This is a genomic window from Paenibacillus sp. J31R30 (assembly GCF_059692115.1).
Genome location: NZ_JCAUAV010000009.1, coordinates 87,827 through 107,214, shown reverse-complemented (window position 1 = coordinate 107,214; position 19,388 = coordinate 87,827). Strand labels below are relative to the sequence as shown.

Sequence of the window (19,388 nt, the reverse complement as noted above, 5' to 3'; positions counted from 1 at the left end):
ATTAAAGCGGATTTCCTCTTTTGGGAGGAATAAATGGATTTTATGTAGTTAATTTACGCGGTTTGGGCAATAATCGGTTAGAATGGCAAAATTAGCTGGAGTTTTTCCAGTTACTTGGCGAGCGGATCTCAAAGAAAAGACTTGAAATATGGATGAGGGCAGGGACAATTTCCTATGTTTACAAAAATAACGGACATTACAACGGGTGTGTACACTTCGTTGTTGGAGAATACAACAGGGGCAGACGCGATTCTCGTCTGCCTCACAGAAGCGGAGCTGCGCCAGGACGGTGTCCTCGGCCAGCCGCAGCTCGACCAGGCCCTTGAGCGCATGCGCGCAAAGGGCCTATTCACCGGCGCCTCAGGCGAGCTCGAGGCGCTGCCGACCCACGGGCTGCTGCCGTACGCGTACGTGCTGGTTGCGGGGCTCGGCCCCGCAACCACGCGCGATACGCTGCGCGCAGCCGCGGTTTTTGCAGCGCGCAAGATGCTCGCGCTGCAGTTCGGACGCTTGGCGCTGAAGCTGCCAAGCGGCTTTGACACCCGGTCAGCCGCCTCGGCGCTGACCGAAGGGCTGCTCCTCGGTACGTACCGCATCGCGGCGTACCGCAAGAACGAGCCTGCGCGCGCGGAGCTGCGCCAGGCGGTGTTGCTCACAGAAGCGGCTGCGGATGCAGCGCTTCTGCAACAAGTAATCGCAGCAGCAGAGGCGGTTGCGGAGGGCACGAACTATGCCCGGGATCTCACGAATCTCCCAGGCAACAAGCTTGTGCCGGCTTCCCTCGCCAAGGAAGCCATGCAGCTCGCCCTGCACTACGGCTTCGCCTGCGAAGTGCTGGATGAGTACGAGATCGCCGCCCGCGGGATGGGCGGCCTCATCGCGGTGGGCGCGGGCAGCGTCCACCCGCCACGCATGATCACCCTGCGTTACACGGGTGATTCAGATAGTGCCGACGTGCTCGGCCTCGTCGGCAAGGGAGTGACCTTCGATACCGGCGGTATCTCGATGAAAAAGCCCGACGGCATGGAAGAAATGATCAGTGATATGGGCGGAGCCGCCACACTGCTTGGAGCCTTGCACGTCGTCGGTCAACTGAAGCCGAAGGTGAATCTCGTTGTGGTGATTCCGGCAGCGGAGAATATGACGTCCGGCGCGGCGTACCGCCCAGGAGATGTCGTCAGGTTGCTGAGCGGACATTTCGTGGAGGTTTTGAATACCGATGCGGAGGGCCGTATTATTTTGGCAGAGGGCATCACCTATGCGAAAGCGCATGGAGCGAACCGCCTGATCGACGTAGCGACGCTGACGGGAGCGATTCTCATCAGCTTTGCGGATGTTGCGACTGGGGCGGTAACGAATGACGATGAGTTCTTAAAGCCATTTCTTCAAGCTGCTGGGGCAGCAGGTGAAAAAGTATGGCAGCTACCTAACTATCCCGAGTATCGTGCGATGCTAAAGAGTGATGTAGCGGATATCAAAAACGCAACCTCTTCTGATCGCTGGGCAGGCGCGATTACAGCTGGACTGTTCATCGGCTACTTTGCCGAAGAAACGCCATGGATTCATCTGGATACAGGTGGTACAGCTTGGCTTTGGTCGGCCAAAGGTATCGAACCCAAAGGAGCAACGGGCGTCATGGTCCGTACGCTAGCAGCATATTTGTGCGGCGAGCAGCTCGTTTAGTCTTTTCTTTAGAGTTGCCTAAACTTTTCCAAATAAAAAAATCACCCGCGTTCGAGCCTCCTCCGATCTACTTGATTGCAAGTAAGGAGCGAGCTCAAACTTCGGGTGATTTTGTTTTTTGCTGCTTAAGCACCAACCTGTTGCCCTACAGTAGCAGGGTGCTTGATGTTGGTTTGCTGCAGCTCTAGAATATCCGAAATACGAATAATTAGACGGTTTACTTCATTGGTTGTATAAGAGAGCTGTTCTGTGCGCTGCTCGAGCTGTGATAGGGAAATGCCGACCCAATTCTTTTTGCGGCGATGCGTGAGCAGATCAAATTTGAGAACGGTAAGCGTTGCCGCAAATGGATCTGGCTTTACATAGACATCCTTCATTTTGTCTGAGAGATTGAAGAAAAGCTTGCCGCCATTCCACTTGATGTACCCTGGTTCAAAAAGGATCACGATAAAATCGGAATCCCCGCCGTCCTTATTTTCCATCGAAATGAGACGAACGGCGCCGTTAGCCTTTGGTTTAATATATTGATTAGATCGGATGTCTGGTAGAAAAGGAACGACTAGAATAGGGCAAACACTAGCGATATACAAATAAGTAGTTGACTCAAACTTGATAGAGAGTACAATGAAAGTCAAAAAGAGCAACAAGGTTGCGATTAGACCCAAAATTTTAGGTTTCATAAGTTTACGATGATCCCGCCTGACATGATAGATTAGGTAGTCATTACTATTTTACCATAAGCGCCCCATAGGTTGTAAACTATTAGATCCTGCTAACCTTGCTAGACAGACAAAAGGAGGTTTATGCCTATGAAATTATTCGATCTGAACGCGCGTAAGCCGAAGAAAAAAATGTCCACCTACCGCAAAAGCTTACTCGTCGCGACATTTGAGGGCTTTCCTGCTGTTATTATTTTCCAACTGTTGGGCGGACCGTTCTTAACTGGTTATTTAATTTACTTGGGAGCAAGTTCTACCGAGATTGGCTTCATTCTGGCGATCACCACTGTCGTGAATATCGTTCAGATTGCGATGGCGGTCATCATGCAAAAATTCCGAAACCGGAAACGCATGCTGATTATCTTCGGATCTACACATCGCATACTTTGGGCCTGTGTAGGCCTTATCCCGTTTGTCTTACCGCAAGAGTATTGGGTCATCACCTATATGATTCTGTACACCGCTGCGCATCTGGGGAATGCGGCTGGGGGGATTGTGTGGACCTCCTTAATCAGCGATGCGGTACCTGGACCGATTCGGGGACGGTATTTTGGGCTGCGCAACACCATTTTAGGAGGAGTTAGCTCGCTGGCGCTTTTTGTTGGCGGTCAGATTCTCGATAAATACCCGGGTGAGCAAGGTTTTACGTATATTTTTATCATCGTTAGTATATGTGTGGTTTTGAACGTGATTGCTTATTTTTTGTATCCGAATCCACCTTTCGAACCATCAACGGCATCGAATCCCGTCGGGATGATACGGAAACCTTTAATGGATCGCGCTTTTCTAAAAGCAATCATTTTTCTGGCAGCTTTCCTCTTCGTTCAGGGTCTGACCGTACCTCTCTTCTCTTATGTTATGCTGAAGCTGATGAACATTTCTTATGGAACTGTTTCCTATATTACAGTGGTCCATACCTTAGTCATGATGGCTAGCTATTATGTATGGGGGAATTTGAATGCGCGATTCTCGGCTCAAACCTTGCTATTATGGTCTTTGCCGATTATTGCCTTGGCCTGTCTCTTATGGGGAGCGATCGCTTTTGTACCAGCAGTTGTTGTATTGTTTGCTGTTCATATTGTGCTCGGTATTGGCTTGGGAGGCTTCAATCAAATGGTATTCGCTTTTACGATCGGAGATACGCCGAAGAGTGAGCGTCCGATGTATATTGCGACATATTCGGCGATTACAGGATTTGCGGCTTTCTTAGGGCCTGTTGCAGGAGGGAAGATTTATGCATTAATTGCTGATCAGCCGATGTGGGTACAGGTGTATGGCGTATCCACGTTGGTTGGCGCAATTTTGCTCATACTAGGATTGTGGGTAGGACGTTACGTATTACGAACAGAGATAAGGAGTGGCGTTTAAAATGTCTAGAAAGAGAATTGGCCTTATCGGCTTAGGCGATATCGCACAAAAAGTATATTTACCGCTGCTTTCCGTCAATGAACAAGTGGAGCTTGTAGGGATTATGAGCTCTACGTCAGCAACTGTTGAACGGTTGAAGACGAAGTATAGGGTTCCTTTTGGGACGACGCAGTTGAATGAATTATTAGCGCTTGGTTTGGATGCTGTATTCGTACATAGTCCAACATCGACGCATTTTAATATTGCGATGACATGCATGGCGCATGGCGTAGCGGTATATGTAGATAAGCCACTTTCTTATGCGTGGGCAGAGTCAGTGGAAATGGTTACCTATGCGGAGCGAAAAGGTGTACTGCTCGCCGCGGGCTTTAATCGTCGCTATGCACCGCTGTATTTGGAAGCGAAGATGTGGTTGCAGGAAGCGGGCGGATTTGATGTGGCTTCAGCCGTCAAGCATCGTACCAAGCTGCAAGGGCACGGCGCCAAAGAAACGTTGTATGACGATTTGATTCATATGCTGGACACCTTACTTTGGTTGGGTGAGAGTTCATATGAGGTGAAATCCTTCCATCAACAGGAGGATGCCAGCGGTAAGCTGCTTCATGCGTCAGGGATGCTGGGATTCGGTTCTGCGACAGGCTCCTACAGTATGGTGAGGCAAGCTGGCGTTGATTTGGAAAAGGTCGAGCTGCACGGCAGCGGCAGATCCGTCGAGGTGACGAATTTGGAGTCAGCGGTCTTCTATGATAAAAATGCCGCTCCGCGCCTGCGCACCTTCGGCAGCTGGGATACGGTATTGGAACGCCGAGGCTTCGCGGGGGTAGTCCAGCATTTTTTGGACTCGCTGGATAATCCGAATGCCTGCGGCATTCGCGGGGATTTGGTGCTGGCTTCGCATCAGCTGGTGGAGAAGCTGTCGGTGTGAGGGGAGACTCACCATCCAGGCACTGTAAGGGAACGTCAGTGCGCTATTCGGCCAAACTAGCCTGATTTCTACTTCTAACGGAACGTAGGGACGCTATGGCTCCGTTTGCAGCTCAAAAAGTCCCTAAATGCATAGAATAGCGGACTCACGTTCCGCATCTCAGCCTAAACGTGCGATATTCACGAAATAGCGACTTCTAGTTCCGTTAGCGGTTGGCCAGAGCGGAATATCGGAATAAAGATCTCATAAGCACTGATCAAGCTACGTTCAGGTGAGTAAATTCTTGTTGCTGTCTTAAGCAAAAACACCGTTTCAGCTGGCTGTATGCCAACATGAAACGGTGTTTTTTAGGTTTATCTAAGGGCCAGCATTCAAATTGACTTTGCTAATTCAGCTGCTTTGGTGTGAAGGCGGGACCTGCAAACAATTCATTAGCCAATTGTCCAATCCCTTTCTTTAAATATCGATAGTATGTCGTTATAGGAAGGCCTAGACGTAAAGCAACCGTTTCATGGGAACCAATCTGATCTATGTAGAAAAGCCGCAAAATCCGTTCTTGCATTTGCTCCTGAAATTTACCCTCTGCCAATCGTTCAAGTGTCTTTTCAGCAAGGACAAGCGTTCTCTTTACTACCGTTTCGTCTGAAAGTGTAGGCGAATGTTCGGGGTGCAATCTTCTAATCGTATCCAAAAGGTCGGTTTCCCGGGTTAACGTATGGTATCGTTCCAATACTTGTTTGATCAGCTGCATACGAGTTTCGGGCGTAATGATCTGACCGATGTCCCCGACTTCAGAGGGATGAATATGAGTGAAAAAGTCCTCTTTTCGAAGGTCAACTCGGCAGGCCTGATAATGTAGTCCTCCGGGGGAATGGAAATCTGCCCATGGCAATCGCTCAAATCCAAGTTCGCACATCGAATCAACGGGTCCTTCGAATGGAATCGTTGTAAACACTTTTTTGCCCGTCATGCTGTGACAAAGAATATGTTGGATGAAGAAACTCATAGCGTCTAAATGGAACTCTGGCGCGATAGCACCTATCCAGTTTAGATATTCCAATTCCATCGGTGGTGATTTCTTTAAATAATTATGAAGAATGCAGTTCTCGGCAAGTATTGCCCTCATTTTTTCGTTTAAAGGTAAACAAATATGAAATCCGGCCAGTTTGTCTTCGTATTGGAAGACGCTCAATGAAGACGGTTCTTCCTTCCAAATGGCTTCGATGAAGGCATACTGCCCAGTGTCGTCTGGCAAATAAGGGGGAAAAGCCACATGGGCTTGCTGATAGATCGGGCCTAAGAGCGGGATATCCTCTGTCTTTGCAGGTCTGACTTCGAAACCTTGCCCGTCCCCGGTAAAATAATAATTTTGCAAAAAAGAGTTGGAAAGAAGGAACAATTTCTCAAATCGCAGCTTTATTTTATACGCTTCATCATGAGGTGTATGTTTTATCCAACGATTTTCCACTGCGGCAATAGCCCTTTTTCTGTAAAGGGTGTAGGTTTCGGGGGCGCGATGGGTAAGTTCAGCATTCATCCATTTGCGAGCAGCATCCAGAATGCAATATCCGCCATCACGAATGATAGTTACATAAGGCAAATTGCAAAAATCGCTAAACATGCGTTGTGGAATCTTCTCTTCAAGAATGGACTCCAGCATATCTTGATCAAATCGCCAAACGAGTGACGCGGCAGCCAATAACCGTTTATTCTGTGAAGGTTCATCACCCGTATAGAAAAATGCACGATCTATTGAAGCGATGATGGTTTTGGTCTGTCTTCCCTCCAAGAACGAGGTTTCCCCATTTTGTAAGGCCGATTCGCATGCCAAAGAAAGTGCAAGTGGGATCCCGCCTGAGAATCGCTCGATGGCATCGCGCAATTTATCGCTGGTGATACCGTATGAAGTCATAAAACTAGCAATCTCTTTTTTGTTTAAGGGTGAGAGTTTGATACTTCGAACAATACTATTCCAGCCTGTTTCGGTCAACAAACTTTCATCCAGTGGATACCTCCCAGCTGAACAAACTTTAACACGCAAGTTCAGTAGTGGCAGCCAACAGTCCCGCAGCCATGTTTCGACCGCTCTGCATCGATCCATACTATCCAACAGCAGGACGACGCCTCTGTTTTCTTCCCCAATTCGGTTCAACGCTTCCGCTTCCCATTCACCCAAGCGCGTGTCATCCTCCGTTTTGTCTAGAGGAATAGAATTTGCTGCAAGCTGGATGCGAACCGCATCTAGAAATTGAGTTGGATGCAAATAGGAGCGACCATCAATTAATAAAATGAGCCGATCTTGTATTGTCCTTTGGAAGGTCCTTAACAAAGCACTTTTACCGATTCCACCAGGTCCATAGATGTGAAGCATTCGCCAGCTGTCCTCATTGGCACACAGCTCCTGCTGCATAATGCTGAGCTCTCTTTCTCTGCTAACAAAACGTCTTTGTTGCAATTCATTCAGCAGTTGGCCAACCTTCTTCATCAGGAATCACTCCCGGCAATATTGGTAGTGGAATGGTATTGGTTATGGAAGTTTCTACCTTGTATTATACAAGTGAATATTCTCGTTCATGATAGGCCTTTGTGATTAAAAATGGGTATATTTTGGAGAAGAGGAGAGTGTGGAGATGGACTCGTCGCCTCAACCTAACGAATCTGGAGATCCAAGTAAGAACGGTTCAGCAACGACTTCCTTAGTGTTAGGAATTGTTGGAATTGTTCTATCATTTGAACCGTTTTTTGGAATTCCGTGTGGTGTAATCGGATTAATCATGGGAATCAAGGGGAAGAAGTCGCAAAAGGTTGGCTTTGCAAACGCCGGATTTATCATGAGTATTGTTGCTCTTGGCCTATCGGCTATTGCCTTAGTTACCGTCTCAGATTCTTATTATTACTGGTATTAGTATTCGAATATTATTTAACTGAGCCAGACATAGAAGCCCCTAAAATCTCTAGGAGATATTGAGGGCTTTTTGTATGGGAAAGAGGGGGAGATGGATGAAAGGTATGCGTGGAATCTCCCAAGAAAAGTGAGAGTAACTTGGGATTGTGTGTGATAGTGATTCACTTCTATATTCTTGATTGGAAGGATCGCTGGTAATGCTTATCCTATCAAATGAACTGAGGTGTAATCGATTGAGTAGAAGCCGCAAGTCTCTGATTTGGACATCGCTCTTTGTACTGTTGTTCAGCTTGTTCGCTCCATTAGTTGTTTCTGCAGAGGGTGCTAACAATGGCACCCAAACGGTCTCTTTCAGTGATATTAAGGGACATTGGGCTTACAATGAAATTACAGAACTTTCTGCGCTCGAGATCGTTTCCGGTTTCGAAGACGGAACCTTCCAGCCAACTGGCAATGTGACACGGGAGCAGTTTCTGAAGATGCTGGTCGTGTTGCGGGGACTGCCGCAAACGTCAAGCGACGTTCCATTTAAAGACGTTGACAAGAGCCAGTGGTCAGCGCCATATATCGCTGCGGGTCTAAAGAGCGGAATATTAATCGCTTCGGAATTTGCGGACGGTTTCAAACCGAGCCAGCCAATTACGCGGTATGAGATGGCGGTCTGGATTGTACGGGCGTTACAGATCCCGCCCGCAACGGGTGAGAAACGACTGGGACTACTGAAAGACCAGTCGGACATTACCAAAAATCGTGGATTGATCGAAGCAGCGCTTGAAACGGGCATTATTCAGGGTTATCCGGATGGGACGTTCAAAGGAGGGAATAACTCCACTCGGGCTGAAGCGACGGTCATGCTCGTTCGTGCCGTTCACTATTCTCCGAAGACTACACCCGATAAAGATGACTCGGGCAATGTTGTCGAATATCGTTCTAATGTAAAACAAGGATCTAGCACCTCATATTCTCAAAGAAGCAAAGGAGAATGGGTCATAAAAGATCCTGAATTGAATTTGTCTGTCGGTGATGTGTTTGTGCTGCCTCCGAATGAGACATATCACGGTGGTGTTGCAAGGAAGGTGGCTTCCCTCGGTAAGGAAAATGGCGCGCTAGTCGTGAAGACCTCTAATCCAGAAGTGAATGAAGTCTTCTCGAAGATTGATATCTCATCGGAGGTCCCGTTTAGTCCAAAGCAGTTTATTCCCCTTGACCCGTCGATCAAAATTGAGCAACAAGATGTAGCGATGCAGGCAAATACAACCAAACTCATTAATGCCTTCTGTATATGTGCAAATGATCTTCAGGTCGGTCCAGTCGAACTGGATGTAAGCATATCAGTTAGTGATATTAATGCGATAACAGATTTGCAAATCGCAAATGATGAAATCAGCTATAGTAAACTTGAGATAGTCGGAGACATTACGACTAGGGTGCAACTGAATGTGGATCCTGGACCTGGTGGCATCACAACCCCATTAGATATTCCGTTAACCGCATTCGAAGTGCCGATTGCGGGGCCCTTACTCCTGCAAGGCGTCCTGTCCTTGAAGATTGAGCCTGACTTTACAAGCAAATTAGAAATTATTTTCGAAGATCGACTGCATATTGATGCTGGATTTGAATATCAGGGAGCAACTGACCATTACAATTATATCTCTAATAATGTGAACCCTCCTCCAACCTGGGAGGCGACTTCAGAGAAGAATGCAAGTCTTGCGGCTGGTCCTGACTTTAAATTGAGGCTCTCACTTGCTGAGCTTGCCTATGCAGGTGTAGAAGTCTACCCTGGATTGAAAGCTGGCTTGGATAAGTATAATGCAGGCGTGAGCGAACCGGAAAATTGCGATATTTTGCATGTAGATGCTTTTATGAAAGTATGGGCGATATTAGGCATCCAAGTGCCTGATTGGTTATGGGATTGGGTACCTGATGTAGAGATTTTTGGATTTAATATCCATGATGGAATCGAGGCCGCATTGGATGGGGTAGGGTGGAGTGAGTCATTCCTGTTGCTTAACATGAATGAAGTTCTCTGGATGAAATATATTTGTCCGCCTCCACCAGAAACTGTAACAGCGAAGGCTGGCAACGCATTGATTAATTTGTCATGGAGCAAGGTGAACGAAGCTGCTAGTTATAACGTTTGGCGCTCGACTTCCTATAACGGTGCTTACACGATCGTGGGCCCAAAAGTAACCAGTACTTCTTTTACCGATAAGCCTCTTCAAAACGATAAGACTTACTACTACTACGTAACGGCTTTAAATTCAAATGGAGAAAGTGGATATCCAGTCATAGTAAGTGCAATGCCGAAACTTCCAGCGACATCCGATTTTCCCGTTCTTCCCGATTCAATACCGTTCGTACCAATTCCAATACCAAGGCCACTACCGGATTTGATATTAATGCTGAAGCCGCCGACGGGTGTGAGTGTAACCGGAGGCGATGCTCAGGCGACGCTGAACTGGACGGCAGCGGCAATAGCAACAGGATATAATGTGAAACGCTCGGACTCGATCAATGGCACTTATACGATAGTTGGCTCTAATGTCAGTGGAACAACATTCACAGATAAAACAGTTGTAAATGGAAAAGAATACTTTTATGTTGTTAGCTCGGTGAATGCGAAAGGCATACAGAGTGCCAACTCTGCACCTCCAGTCAAAGTTGTCCCGAAAAAAGTGTTGCAAAGGTTGAATTAACGCTTTAAAAAAAACAAGGTGCCTGGGCCAGTATAATCTGGTTCAAGCACCTTGTTTTTTATATATTCTAAGGTCACAATACGTTAACCGCAGGTGCAATTCAGAACCGGCTGCCGAGCGACTAATGCCTTATCCATTTGGCTGGCGACGAGTTGTTTGAAGAGTGAGGGAGCGCGCGGAAGCCGTATAGTTCGAAATTGCCTGCTTATTTGGGACAGTTGGAGGAGATTAGGGGTATTAGTTCGAATTAGCCCACTTAAAACACGCTAAACCGGTGTTTACCTCGGAATTTAGTTAAAAAGTTGGGTGAAATCGAATTAATCGCGTATTAATGTTGATTTGATGCCATTTAGTTCGATTTTTTCGGACTAATGACTGTAAATAGTCCTTAGGATATAAAAAGGCTGATCCTTAAAGTAGCATCCTACTTTAGGGATCAGCCTATACGCAATGCGTTGAGCTGCTACACGACCACGAGGGAGGAAGCAACGTAAGGTCAGTTCATTAGTTCATGCTTACCCGCAAGTACAGTTCAAAACCGGCTTCCGAGCGGCCAACGCCTCATCCATCCGACTGACGACAGTCGTGTAAGGGGCATTTTTAACCAATTCCGGATTCTCTTCCGCTTCCTTCGCGATGGCAATCATCGTATCAATGAAGCTATCTAGGGTTTGCTTGCTCTCGGTCTCGGTCGGCTCGATCATGATGCATTCCTCCACGCTGAGCGGGAAGTAGATGGTCGGCGGATGGTAACCGAAATCGAGCAACCTTTTGGCAATATCGAGTGTACGGACACCCAGTTTCTTCTGCCGATTACCGGAAAGCACGAATTCATGCTTACAGAAGCGCGGATGCGGCACATCGAAGTAAGGTGTTAACCGAGCGAGCATATAGTTGGCGTTCAACACGGCGTATTCCGATACTTTGCGCAAGCCCTCCGGACCCAGCGTACGAATGTACGTGTAGGCACGAACAAGTATGCCGAAGTTGCCGTAGAAGCCTTTGACGCGACCGATGGACTGCGGATAGTTGTAGTCAAAATAGAAGCTGTTATCCTCACGTTTAGCCACGAGCGGCGTTGGCAAGAAAGGAATCAGCCGCTCTTTGACGCCGACTGGGCCTGCGCCAGGGCCGCCGCCGCCGTGCGGGGTGCTCATCGTTTTGTGCAGGTTGAGATGGACCACATCGAAGCCCATGTCCCCTGGCCGCGTGATGCCCATAATGGCATTCGCATTCGCGCCATCATAGTAGAGCAGCCCGCCTGCGGCATGCACGATTTCGGCAATCTCGACGATTTGTTCTTCGAACAAGCCGAGCGTGTTTGGGTTCGTGAGCATGAGTGCGGCAGTATCGGAGCCGACAGCACGACGCAGCTCGTCGAGATTCACGAGACCGCGCTCATCCGATTTGATCGTGACGGTTTGAAAGCCGGCAACGGTTGCACTAGCTGGATTCGTGCCATGCGCCGAATCGGGGCAAATGACCTTGGTACGGTGCTCGCCGCGGCTTTCGTGATAGGCACGGATCATCATGAGTCCAGTCCATTCGCCATGTGCGCCAGCCGCTGGCTGTAAGGTTACGCGATCCATGCCCGTGATCGCTTCAAGATCGTGCTGGAGATTATACAGCAGCTCCATGGCGCCTTGTATCGATTCTTCCGGTTGATACGGATGAATATGAGCGAAGCCGGGGAAGCGGGCAACGTCTTCGTTGATTTTGGGATTATATTTCATCGTACACGAGCCTAGCGGATAGAAGCCATTATCCACGCCGAAGTTGCGGCGAGAAAGTGCCGTGTAGTGGCGGATGACATCGACTTCATACACTTCAGGCAGATCAGGCTCGACTTGACGGCGGAATTTCGCTGGCAGAAGCTCATGGATGTTCACGTCTGGAACGTCCGATTCAGGTAAAGAGTAGGCGACGCGACCTGGATGGCTCATTTCAAAAATGAGCGCTTTTTCGTTGTTCATACGAGTTCCTCCAATGCGGCTGCGAAGCTATCGATATCTTCGCGTGTACGTTGCTCGGTGACGGCGATTAACATATGGCTGGCTAGTTCGGGATAGTCGCGGCCGAGGTCGTAGCCGCCGATGAAGCCCTTATGAAGGAGCTGACGATTCAGCTCCTCGATGTTCGTGCCGTCCGGCAGCTTGACGGCAAATTCATTGAAGTAGCTGCCTGTGAATGGCAGCTCCAGTTTGCTTGAAGCGGCGAATCGATTCGCCGCGTAGTGGGCTTTGCGGACGTTGAGCGTGCCAACGTCTTGAATCCCTTGCTTGCCCATCGTGGACAAGTACACGGATGCGCAAAGCGCGAGAAGCGCTTGGTTGGAGCAGATGTTCGACGTGGCTTTCTCACGTCGGATGTGCTGCTCCCGCGCTTGCAGTGTAAGGACGAAACCGCGCTTGCCATCGCGGTCCACGGTTTGACCCACGATGCGCCCCGGCATGCGGCGCATCCAGCTCTCCGCGACGGCGAAGTAGCCGCAGCTAGGCCCTCCCAGCGCAGCTGGGATGCCGAGCGGCTGGCAGTCGCCGACGACGATGTCAGCGCCGAGCTTGCCCGGCGCTTCGAGAAGCCCGAGCGTGAGCGGGTTCGCGCTCACGACGAGCAGTGCGCCCGCGCCGTGCGCGAGCGGCTCCACAGCCGCGATATCCTCCAAGAAGCCGAAGAAATTCGGCGATTGGAGGATGACGGCGGCTGCGTCGCTCTCGAGCTTGGACGCGAGGTCGTCCAGATCAGTTACACCTTCAGGTGTAACTGCGATCTCGACGACCTCCAAGTTGAGCCCGCGGGCGGACGTGCGCAAGACAGCGCGCGCTTCCGGGTGCACCGCGCGCGAGACGAGCAGACGGCTGCGTTTCGTCGCACCGCTGGCGAGGGCGCCTGCTTCGGCCAGCGCCGTGGCCCCATCGTACATCGAGGCGTTCGCTACGGCCATGCCGGTGAGCTCACAGATGTACGACTGAAATTCAAAAATCGCCTGCAATTCCCCCTGGCTAATCTCCGGTTGATAAGGCGTGTACGCCGTGTAGAACTCCGAGCGTGAGATCACGTGATTGATCACCACCGGAAGGTGATGATCGTAGATGCCAGCGCCGAGGAAGCTTGCGTAGCGCTGGAAATCCGCGTTGCGCCCCGCCAACTCGCGCATATATCGGAGTAATCCCTGTTCACTGAGGGCATTCCCCACTTGCAGTTCACCCTGAAACCGTACCTGCTGCGGGATGTCGCTAAACATCTCTTCCATGGAGGAGATGCCGATCGTTTCTAGCATTTCCTTTTGATCCTGCTCCGTAATAGGTAAATAACGATGTTTCATAACCAAAGATGCTCCTTCCGACCCGGATTCGGGGATTATTTCTTTTTATGAAAAGGGGTAGAGACGACTTTAGCTTTCACTTGCGTGCCTCTAATTTCAACCTGCACATCCGTGTCCAAGGCGCTGTACGCCGCATCGATTAAAGCCAGACCTACGTTTGTTTTGTACGTTGGGGACTGTGTTCCTGTTGTAATTTCACCAATCTGCTTACCCCCGGCAAATACGGCGTAATGCGGACGAGGAATGCCGCGTTCTAGCATTTCAATGCCGACGAGCTTGCGGGGCACTCCGTTTGTCTTTTGCTCGAGCAGGGCATCACGCCCAATGAAATCACCTTTATCCAGCTTCACAAAATAAGAAAGTCCCGCCTCAAGCGGCGAAATCTCGGAGGATAGCTCCTGTCCGTAAAGGGGGAGTCGCGCTTCAAAGCGCAGCGTATCCCTAGCTCCTAGTCCTGTGGGGATGAGCCCATGCTCTTCGCCAGCTTCAAGCAGTGTCCGCCACAATGTAATGGCATCCTTCTGATCCACGTACAGCTCAAAGCCATCTTCACCTGTATATCCAGTACGGGAGAGCAGCGTTGTCACAGCTCCTACCTTCACGTCTGGGAGGAAGTGAAAGGTTTTCAAAGTCTGAATCGGTGCGTCTGTCAATTTAGCTAAAATGTCAATCGCCCGAGGACCTTGCAATGCAAGCAAGGCGGTCTCCTCGGAGACGTTGGTCAGTTCTACCTGACCTGTCAGGTGCTGCTGCAACCAAGCGATGTCTTTGTCAATGTTCGATGCGTTGATAACTAGCATATAGTCGTTGTCGCTCAGCTTGTAAACGAGCAGATCATCAACCACACCGCCATTTGGGTAGCATAGGAGGCTGTATTGGCATTGCCCTGGGGCCAGTTTGGCCACATCATTCGTCGTGAGTCGCTGTATACAAGGGAAAGCATCCGGGCCTTGAATACGTACCTCGCCCATATGCGACACATCAAAAAGCCCAGCTTGCTGCCTGACAGCATCATGCTCTTTTTGAATGCCAGAGAACTGCACGGGCAGCTCCCAGCCGCCAAAATCAATAATTCTCGCGCCATGTTCCGCGTAAATCGGGAATAACGGTGTTCGTTTCAGCATGCGGTTAACCTCACCTTCAATCGACTTATTGTCCGTTGGTTATTTTCCTTGGAATGCAAAAAAGGAGCAAAAAGTATGCAACACAAACATACCTTTTGCCCCTGTCCTTTGTACCTGAGAGTTGCCTAGAACGGATGGGAATATACAATCAACCGTTAAGTTTCCCCTTGGGTGTCCGATTTCTCGTTATCAACGAGTTCTCGAAGCTCTCCAGAGTCGCGTCCGATACAGGTCCTTTTGCCTGAGAGATTCACCACATCGGGCTTACTCCTTCGGCGCTGCCAACGTGCTCCGCAGTCTCTCCCTGTATCCTCATTCGCCAATATTTAATTAGACTTATTATATTCATTATGCGCCTAAATCGGTGTGAATTGTCAACAGTAACTTTTAGGAATGACGGCCATCTTGACTTTGATGTTCACAGTAGATTAAGCTATAAGCAAAATTTGTAAGTAAGTGAGGCGTGGACTGATGAGCAACGTACAAGCCAATTTGTTATACACGAAAGAGCACGAGTGGGTAGAAAAGCTATCGGATACGGTGGTTCGCATAGGAATTACCGATTTTGCACAAGATCAGTTGGGAGATATTGTATTCGTGGAGCTTCCGAAAGTTGGCGCTTCTGTTACAGCGAATGAGAGCATAGGCAGCGTGGAATCGGTCAAAACGGTTTCGGATATTTTCTGCCCAGTATCAGGCAAAGTAACGGCTGTGAACAGCACGTTGGAAGGCTCGCCAGAGCTTGTGAACAGTGCGTCCTTCGGTGAAGGCTGGATGGTTGAGGTTGAAATTTCAGGGCCAGAAGCATTGGAAGGCCTGTTAAGCGCTGCGGAATACGGCTCCTATATCGGGAACGACTAGGATTAGAGAGAGTAGAACGGATGGAGGTTATTCCATGCAATTTGGGCAAAAGCTGCCACAGGACCCGAGCGATCGTGTTCCTCCTGGGCAAACGCTGACACAAGGCTGGCCTGTGCTGCACTATGGGTCCGTGCCCTACTATAACGACATGAGCAAATGGGATTTGCGTTTGTTCGGGTTGGTGGAGGAAGAGTTCACCATTTCGTACAAGGATTTCATGGCGCTGCCTCGCAAGGAATTTGCCAACGATATTCACTGTGTGACCACCTGGTCCAAGCTGGACAATGTGTGGGAAGGCATTGCTGTATCTGAGCTGATGAGCAAAGTGAAGCTGAAGCCAGAGGCGACTCATGTGATGCTGCATGCCGAGCATGGATGGACGACGAATCTACCGCTGGCCGATTTCTTGCTGGAGACGTCTTTTCTGGGCATCCGACATAATGGCGTGCTGCTAACACCTGATCATGGTGCGCCCGTACGGATGGTCGTGCCGCATCTCTACTTCTGGAAAAGCGCCAAATGGCTGCGCGGCATCGAGTTTATGTCGAAGGATAAGCCAGGCTTCTGGGAGCGGAACGGTTATCACATGTATGGAAATCCGTGGAAAGAGGAACGCTACGACTTCGATTAAAAAAACATAATGTTAAAGACATGTTGCTGTTGCAACATGTCTTTTTTATATGCCTTAAACTCCCTTGGGTGAAGTTGAACGCAATCAAATACACATTTGTATGGCCAGTAATACAGGGGATATCTTCCATTCGAGTTTTGTGGTATAAATAATTATAAAATTTTCCAATTGGATGTGTATACGTTGACATTTAATAAAAAAACAATAGTCATTCTGTTAAGCGCACTTATTATAATTACTTCTTCACTACTTGGATTAAGTTCAGCCGAGGCTGAATCAGCCCAACCTATAAAAAAAATTGTACTGCGTCTCGATTATGAATTGGCTGAAGTAAATGGTCATGTATATCAATTGGAAGCTGCCCCTAAATTAAAAGGCAATACAACCATGGTTCCACTTCGTTTCATAGCTGAAGCATTAGGAGCAAATGTACAATGGACTAGTGAAACGAATTCTATTGATATTCAAGTCAGCGGAGAGAATGTCCATCTACAAGTCGGTAATCCTCAAGCTTTGATAAACCAACACCCCATTACGTTAGAGCAACCCCCATTGGTAGTTCATGGAACAACTCTTGTACCGCTTCGATTTGTAGCGGAGAGTTTAAATCAAAAGGTTACTTTTGACGATAAAAATCAAGAGATTACGATAATACCTACTCCACCTATTCCCGTATCAGAGCCTGTAAAGAAGCCGAATCAGAGTTTGGGCACGATTACTGTGGACGAGCTTACGACTGTTGAAGAAACAGGCATATATTATTTTCAACTCAGACCTCCTTTTGGTTCCTTTATTGAATCAGTTACGATACTTAGCATGGAATGTGATTTAAATAACAATATTTATTTACTTGAAAAAAGGAATACATCGATCCTAGCTGATTATGTCATCAAAATGTATAATCCGACAAAAGGAGAGGGACTTACAACAGTTATGTCTCTTGGACCCGATTTTAATTTCGAGTTTACAAACTCAAAGGGAGTGAAAAGCGAATTTAACTATCGCAATCTAACCCCTCAAGCCATTTTTTTTGACGAATCGAAGCAAAGAATGTTCATGCTGGCACACCTTGCTCCAATATTTAGTCCTATACCAATCCCAGTTTCAAGAGTTATTTATGAATTAGGTGATAAACCTCGCGTAGTAGGTTATGAAATATCTGACACGGTAGGTGATCATCCTGGGGACTTATTCGCCACAGCGGATGGCGAGCATTTTGTGTACAGCGATTTGTTCCATGAGTCGATTTATTCGCTGGAGGATGGTAAGTTCCCTGAAAAAGTTCAGTATTACGAACGCCTACCCAATGAAAAGCTTGTCGGAACAGCAAATGGGGGTATTCTCTATGTTTTCGACAAAGCGAAGCGAACTTTACTAAAGGCTGAAAAGAGCGGTTCTTTGACGCAAATCGCAAAAGTGGACATGAAGGAAATTACTGATGTTTCATCTCGAAATGGCATGTTTTATTTAGAAAACGACAATGAAATTTACCAACTAAGCACAGAAGGCAAATTAACTTTGTATGTTAATCTAACTGCTATTAAAGTTTATAATAAAGGGCTCTATCAACCGAAGAAGAATGCCTATGACGAATCGTATTTCTCAGATATTTCAAATAACATCATCTACAAAAACAGAAACATAGTCAGATTTGGCCAATTTACTGTAGATCACGATGGTAATATTATCATGGTAGATCCAGTGCATAAAAATATAAGACGGATAAATTTATATCCAAAGGATGCTCATTAACTTAAAAAGCTTGCTCACTCATGTGTAATGAGTGGGCTTTTTTGATTTAACTTCTCCAGAGGCCTTTACCGCCACCCTTCACCTAATCCATCCCCCCTACAAGTGACCAATAGGCTCATGAACACATACTATGGTTAAGAGTTGGAAAGGAGTGGCCGGAGCATGCCTGCAATTATTAATGGTGGAATCAAAATCCTCAACGTCGCTCAGGGCTCCAATGTCCAGATTGGCGATACCTTTGCAATTAACCTTACCAGCAGCTCCAAAATCTTTGCGGGAGCCAACTCGTTTTCACCCGGAGACAGCTTTGGAAGCGTTCAGAATGTGCTGAATGGAAGCACCAATACCGTCGATCCAGATGTTGTCGATACTCCGAATACAACGATATAAGGGTGTCATATTTACTTCCACAAATTGGACGACTTCCGTGATGAAGCTGACGGTCCTAAAGTTTATTAGCCGTGCGAAAGCTATACGGAGTCTGAAACCATTTTATAGATAAATAGGGGATAGAGAAGCTTGTTAAAACGAAAAGCATTACGAATTTATATCGATATGATGATGTGGTTCATGCCTGTCCTGATTCTAATCTTGGGGGCTAATCCTTCTATAGCAGGCAGCATCTGGTGGAAAGTGCTAGGATTCTTGCTCTTTGCCGGCATTGTTGTCGTATGCATTTCTTCCTGGTTTCAGGTACACCGTGAACAACGTGAACTTGATAAAAAACGATTTGACTATGAATCTGTTGTATACCGTCAGTTCTAATCAGACTGACTGACCGTCGATGCGCTAAGCATGGGCGGTTTTTTTGTACCTAAAAATCGTATCCGTTTTTCGATAATAAATAGATGTCAGACTTCCGCCAGAGGTATACAGGCAAGAGATTCAGAGTGTGTTTCCGACGGTTGCGAAAGTGATTGCCCATATCTATCTCACAGATGGCTGCTGGTTAGACATTCTGAAAGGCATGAGTATGCAAGCGGCTATGACAGCCTCCTGGCAGATAACCGAAGCAACAGAGAGGAAGAGCTTAGAGGAACTGGAGGCTATGTATGCCGAATTAACGCAGCGATTTAAGGCATTTCTGAAGGAGCAGCCTGACTTGGATAAGAAAATCAGACTCGATAATCCCTATGCAGGAGTAAGGGAAACAAGTCTCGCTGAGATGGTTTTACAGGTTGTCAATCACGCCACATACCATCGTGGGAATGTAACGGCCATGCTGCGCCAAATAGGCTATGCTTCCGTTATGACTGAATATGCGTTGTTCTGGTATGCAGACTCAGGCTCAGGAGAAGCTCAGCTTACTTAATAACTTCAAGATCCCCCTCACCAGGATCCCTGAATAGAAAAAGGCTCTGCCGCAAAATCATGCGAACAGAGCCTTTACTACGTT

The 19,388-nt window shown here is 47.9% G+C and carries 15 protein-coding genes, 1 pseudogene and 2 riboswitches; of the genes and pseudogenes, 11 read left to right on the top strand and 5 right to left on the bottom strand.

Annotated features, from left to right (window positions below; all coding sequences use genetic code 11):
• The first annotated feature begins 174 nt into the window (after nt 1-174).
• A complete protein-coding gene (locus AC58QO_RS24710) occupies nt 175-1,683 on the top strand; it encodes a leucyl aminopeptidase (RefSeq protein ID WP_497270203.1) in 1,509 nt (502 codons plus the stop codon).
• Between the two features lie 125 nt (nt 1,684-1,808).
• On the opposite strand, the gene AC58QO_RS24705 is transcribed toward AC58QO_RS24710, so the two are convergent.
• Nucleotides 1,809-2,363, bottom strand: coding sequence for a hypothetical protein (locus AC58QO_RS24705; RefSeq protein WP_497270201.1), 555 nt, complete (start codon nt 2,361-2,363; stop codon nt 1,809-1,811).
• A gap of 129 nt (nt 2,364-2,492) precedes the next feature.
• Here AC58QO_RS24705 and AC58QO_RS24700 point away from each other — a divergent pair, with 129 nt between their 5' ends.
• Nucleotides 2,493-3,770, top strand: a complete 1,278-nt coding sequence (locus AC58QO_RS24700) for an MFS transporter (RefSeq protein ID WP_497270199.1) — start codon at nt 2,493-2,495, stop codon at nt 3,768-3,770.
• 1 nt (nt 3,771) lies between these two features.
• Nucleotides 3,772-4,695 (top strand): Gfo/Idh/MocA family protein, encoded by a 924-nt coding sequence (locus AC58QO_RS24695; protein ID WP_497270197.1) that lies wholly within the window; start codon nt 3,772-3,774, stop codon nt 4,693-4,695.
• Nucleotides 4,696-5,080: 385 nt separating this feature from the next.
• On the opposite strand, the gene AC58QO_RS24690 is transcribed toward AC58QO_RS24695, so the two are convergent.
• Complete coding sequence (locus AC58QO_RS24690) at nt 5,081-7,180, bottom strand: AAA family ATPase (protein WP_497270195.1); 2,100 nt, start codon at nt 7,178-7,180, stop codon at nt 5,081-5,083.
• 145 nt (nt 7,181-7,325) lie between these two features.
• Between AC58QO_RS24690 and AC58QO_RS24685 the strand changes: the two genes are divergently transcribed.
• The gene (locus AC58QO_RS24685) at nt 7,326-7,601 is read left to right on the top strand and encodes a hypothetical protein (RefSeq protein WP_497270193.1); all 276 of its coding nucleotides are present in this window, start codon (nt 7,326-7,328) and stop codon (nt 7,599-7,601) included.
• A 232-nt stretch (nt 7,602-7,833) separates the two neighbouring features.
• Complete coding sequence (locus tag AC58QO_RS24680; protein WP_497270191.1) at nt 7,834-10,299, top strand: S-layer homology domain-containing protein; 2,466 nt, start codon at nt 7,834-7,836, stop codon at nt 10,297-10,299.
• Between the two features lie 515 nt (nt 10,300-10,814).
• On the opposite strand, the gene gcvPB is transcribed toward AC58QO_RS24680, so the two are convergent.
• The 3 genes from gcvPB to gcvT are packed head-to-tail and all read right to left on the bottom strand — an operon-like array spanning nt 10,815 to nt 14,748.
• A complete protein-coding gene (gcvPB, locus tag AC58QO_RS24675; protein WP_497270189.1) occupies nt 10,815-12,272 on the bottom strand; it encodes an aminomethyl-transferring glycine dehydrogenase subunit GcvPB in 1,458 nt (485 codons plus the stop codon).
• The gene (gcvPA, locus tag AC58QO_RS24670) at nt 12,269-13,624 is read right to left on the bottom strand and encodes an aminomethyl-transferring glycine dehydrogenase subunit GcvPA (RefSeq protein ID WP_497270187.1); all 1,356 of its coding nucleotides are present in this window, start codon (nt 13,622-13,624) and stop codon (nt 12,269-12,271) included. The genes gcvPB and gcvPA overlap by 4 nt, the downstream gene beginning before the upstream one ends.
• Before the next feature lie 35 nt (nt 13,625-13,659).
• Nucleotides 13,660-14,748, bottom strand: coding sequence for a glycine cleavage system aminomethyltransferase GcvT (gcvT, locus tag AC58QO_RS24665; protein WP_497270185.1), 1,089 nt, complete (start codon nt 14,746-14,748; stop codon nt 13,660-13,662).
• Between the two features lie 97 nt (nt 14,749-14,845).
• Nucleotides 14,846-14,966, bottom strand: a riboswitch (glycine riboswitch).
• 1 nt (nt 14,967) lies between these two features.
• Nucleotides 14,968-15,064: riboswitch (glycine riboswitch) on the bottom strand.
• A gap of 155 nt (nt 15,065-15,219) precedes the next feature.
• Between gcvT and gcvH the strand changes: the two genes are divergently transcribed.
• From gcvH to AC58QO_RS24635, 6 genes and pseudogenes are all read left to right on the top strand, one after another.
• A complete protein-coding gene (gene gcvH / locus AC58QO_RS24660; RefSeq protein ID WP_065857454.1) occupies nt 15,220-15,609 on the top strand; it encodes a glycine cleavage system protein GcvH in 390 nt (129 codons plus the stop codon).
• Between the two features lie 34 nt (nt 15,610-15,643).
• Nucleotides 15,644-16,240, top strand: a complete 597-nt coding sequence (locus tag AC58QO_RS24655; protein WP_497270183.1) for a sulfite oxidase-like oxidoreductase — start codon at nt 15,644-15,646, stop codon at nt 16,238-16,240.
• 183 nt (nt 16,241-16,423) lie between these two features.
• Entirely contained in the window at nt 16,424-17,992 is a 1,569-nt protein-coding gene (locus AC58QO_RS24650) for a copper amine oxidase N-terminal domain-containing protein (RefSeq protein WP_497270181.1), read from the top strand.
• Nucleotides 17,993-18,154: 162 nt separating this feature from the next.
• Entirely contained in the window at nt 18,155-18,382 is a 228-nt protein-coding gene (locus tag AC58QO_RS24645; RefSeq protein ID WP_497270179.1) for a spore germination protein, read from the top strand.
• A 129-nt stretch (nt 18,383-18,511) separates the two neighbouring features.
• The gene (locus AC58QO_RS24640) at nt 18,512-18,757 is read left to right on the top strand and encodes a hypothetical protein (protein WP_497270177.1); all 246 of its coding nucleotides are present in this window, start codon (nt 18,512-18,514) and stop codon (nt 18,755-18,757) included.
• Nucleotides 18,758-18,848: 91 nt separating this feature from the next.
• Nucleotides 18,849-19,304, top strand: a pseudogene (locus AC58QO_RS24635) (DinB family protein); the annotation flags it as partial.
• Nucleotides 19,305-19,388 lie beyond the last annotated feature (84 nt).

Coding starts and splice junctions, on each gene's coding strand:
- AC58QO_RS24710 (WP_497270203.1), top strand. CDS start 175: ATGTTTACAAAAATAACGGACATTACAACGGGTGTGTACACTTCGTTG.
- AC58QO_RS24705 (WP_497270201.1), bottom strand. CDS start 2,363: ATGAAACCTAAAATTTTGGGTCTAATCGCAACCTTGTTGCTCTTTTTG.
- AC58QO_RS24700 (WP_497270199.1), top strand. CDS start 2,493: ATGAAATTATTCGATCTGAACGCGCGTAAGCCGAAGAAAAAAATGTCC.
- AC58QO_RS24695 (WP_497270197.1), top strand. CDS start 3,772: ATGTCTAGAAAGAGAATTGGCCTTATCGGCTTAGGCGATATCGCACAA.
- AC58QO_RS24690 (WP_497270195.1), bottom strand. CDS start 7,180: ATGAAGAAGGTTGGCCAACTGCTGAATGAATTGCAACAAAGACGTTTT.
- AC58QO_RS24685 (WP_497270193.1), top strand. CDS start 7,326: ATGGACTCGTCGCCTCAACCTAACGAATCTGGAGATCCAAGTAAGAAC.
- gcvPB (WP_497270189.1), bottom strand. CDS start 12,272: ATGAACAACGAAAAAGCGCTCATTTTTGAAATGAGCCATCCAGGTCGC.
- gcvPA (WP_497270187.1), bottom strand. CDS start 13,624: ATGAAACATCGTTATTTACCTATTACGGAGCAGGATCAAAAGGAAATG.
- gcvT (WP_497270185.1), bottom strand. CDS start 14,748: ATGCTGAAACGAACACCGTTATTCCCGATTTACGCGGAACATGGCGCG.
- gcvH (WP_065857454.1), top strand. CDS start 15,220: ATGAGCAACGTACAAGCCAATTTGTTATACACGAAAGAGCACGAGTGG.
- AC58QO_RS24655 (WP_497270183.1), top strand. CDS start 15,644: ATGCAATTTGGGCAAAAGCTGCCACAGGACCCGAGCGATCGTGTTCCT.
- AC58QO_RS24645 (WP_497270179.1), top strand. CDS start 18,155: ATGCCTGCAATTATTAATGGTGGAATCAAAATCCTCAACGTCGCTCAG.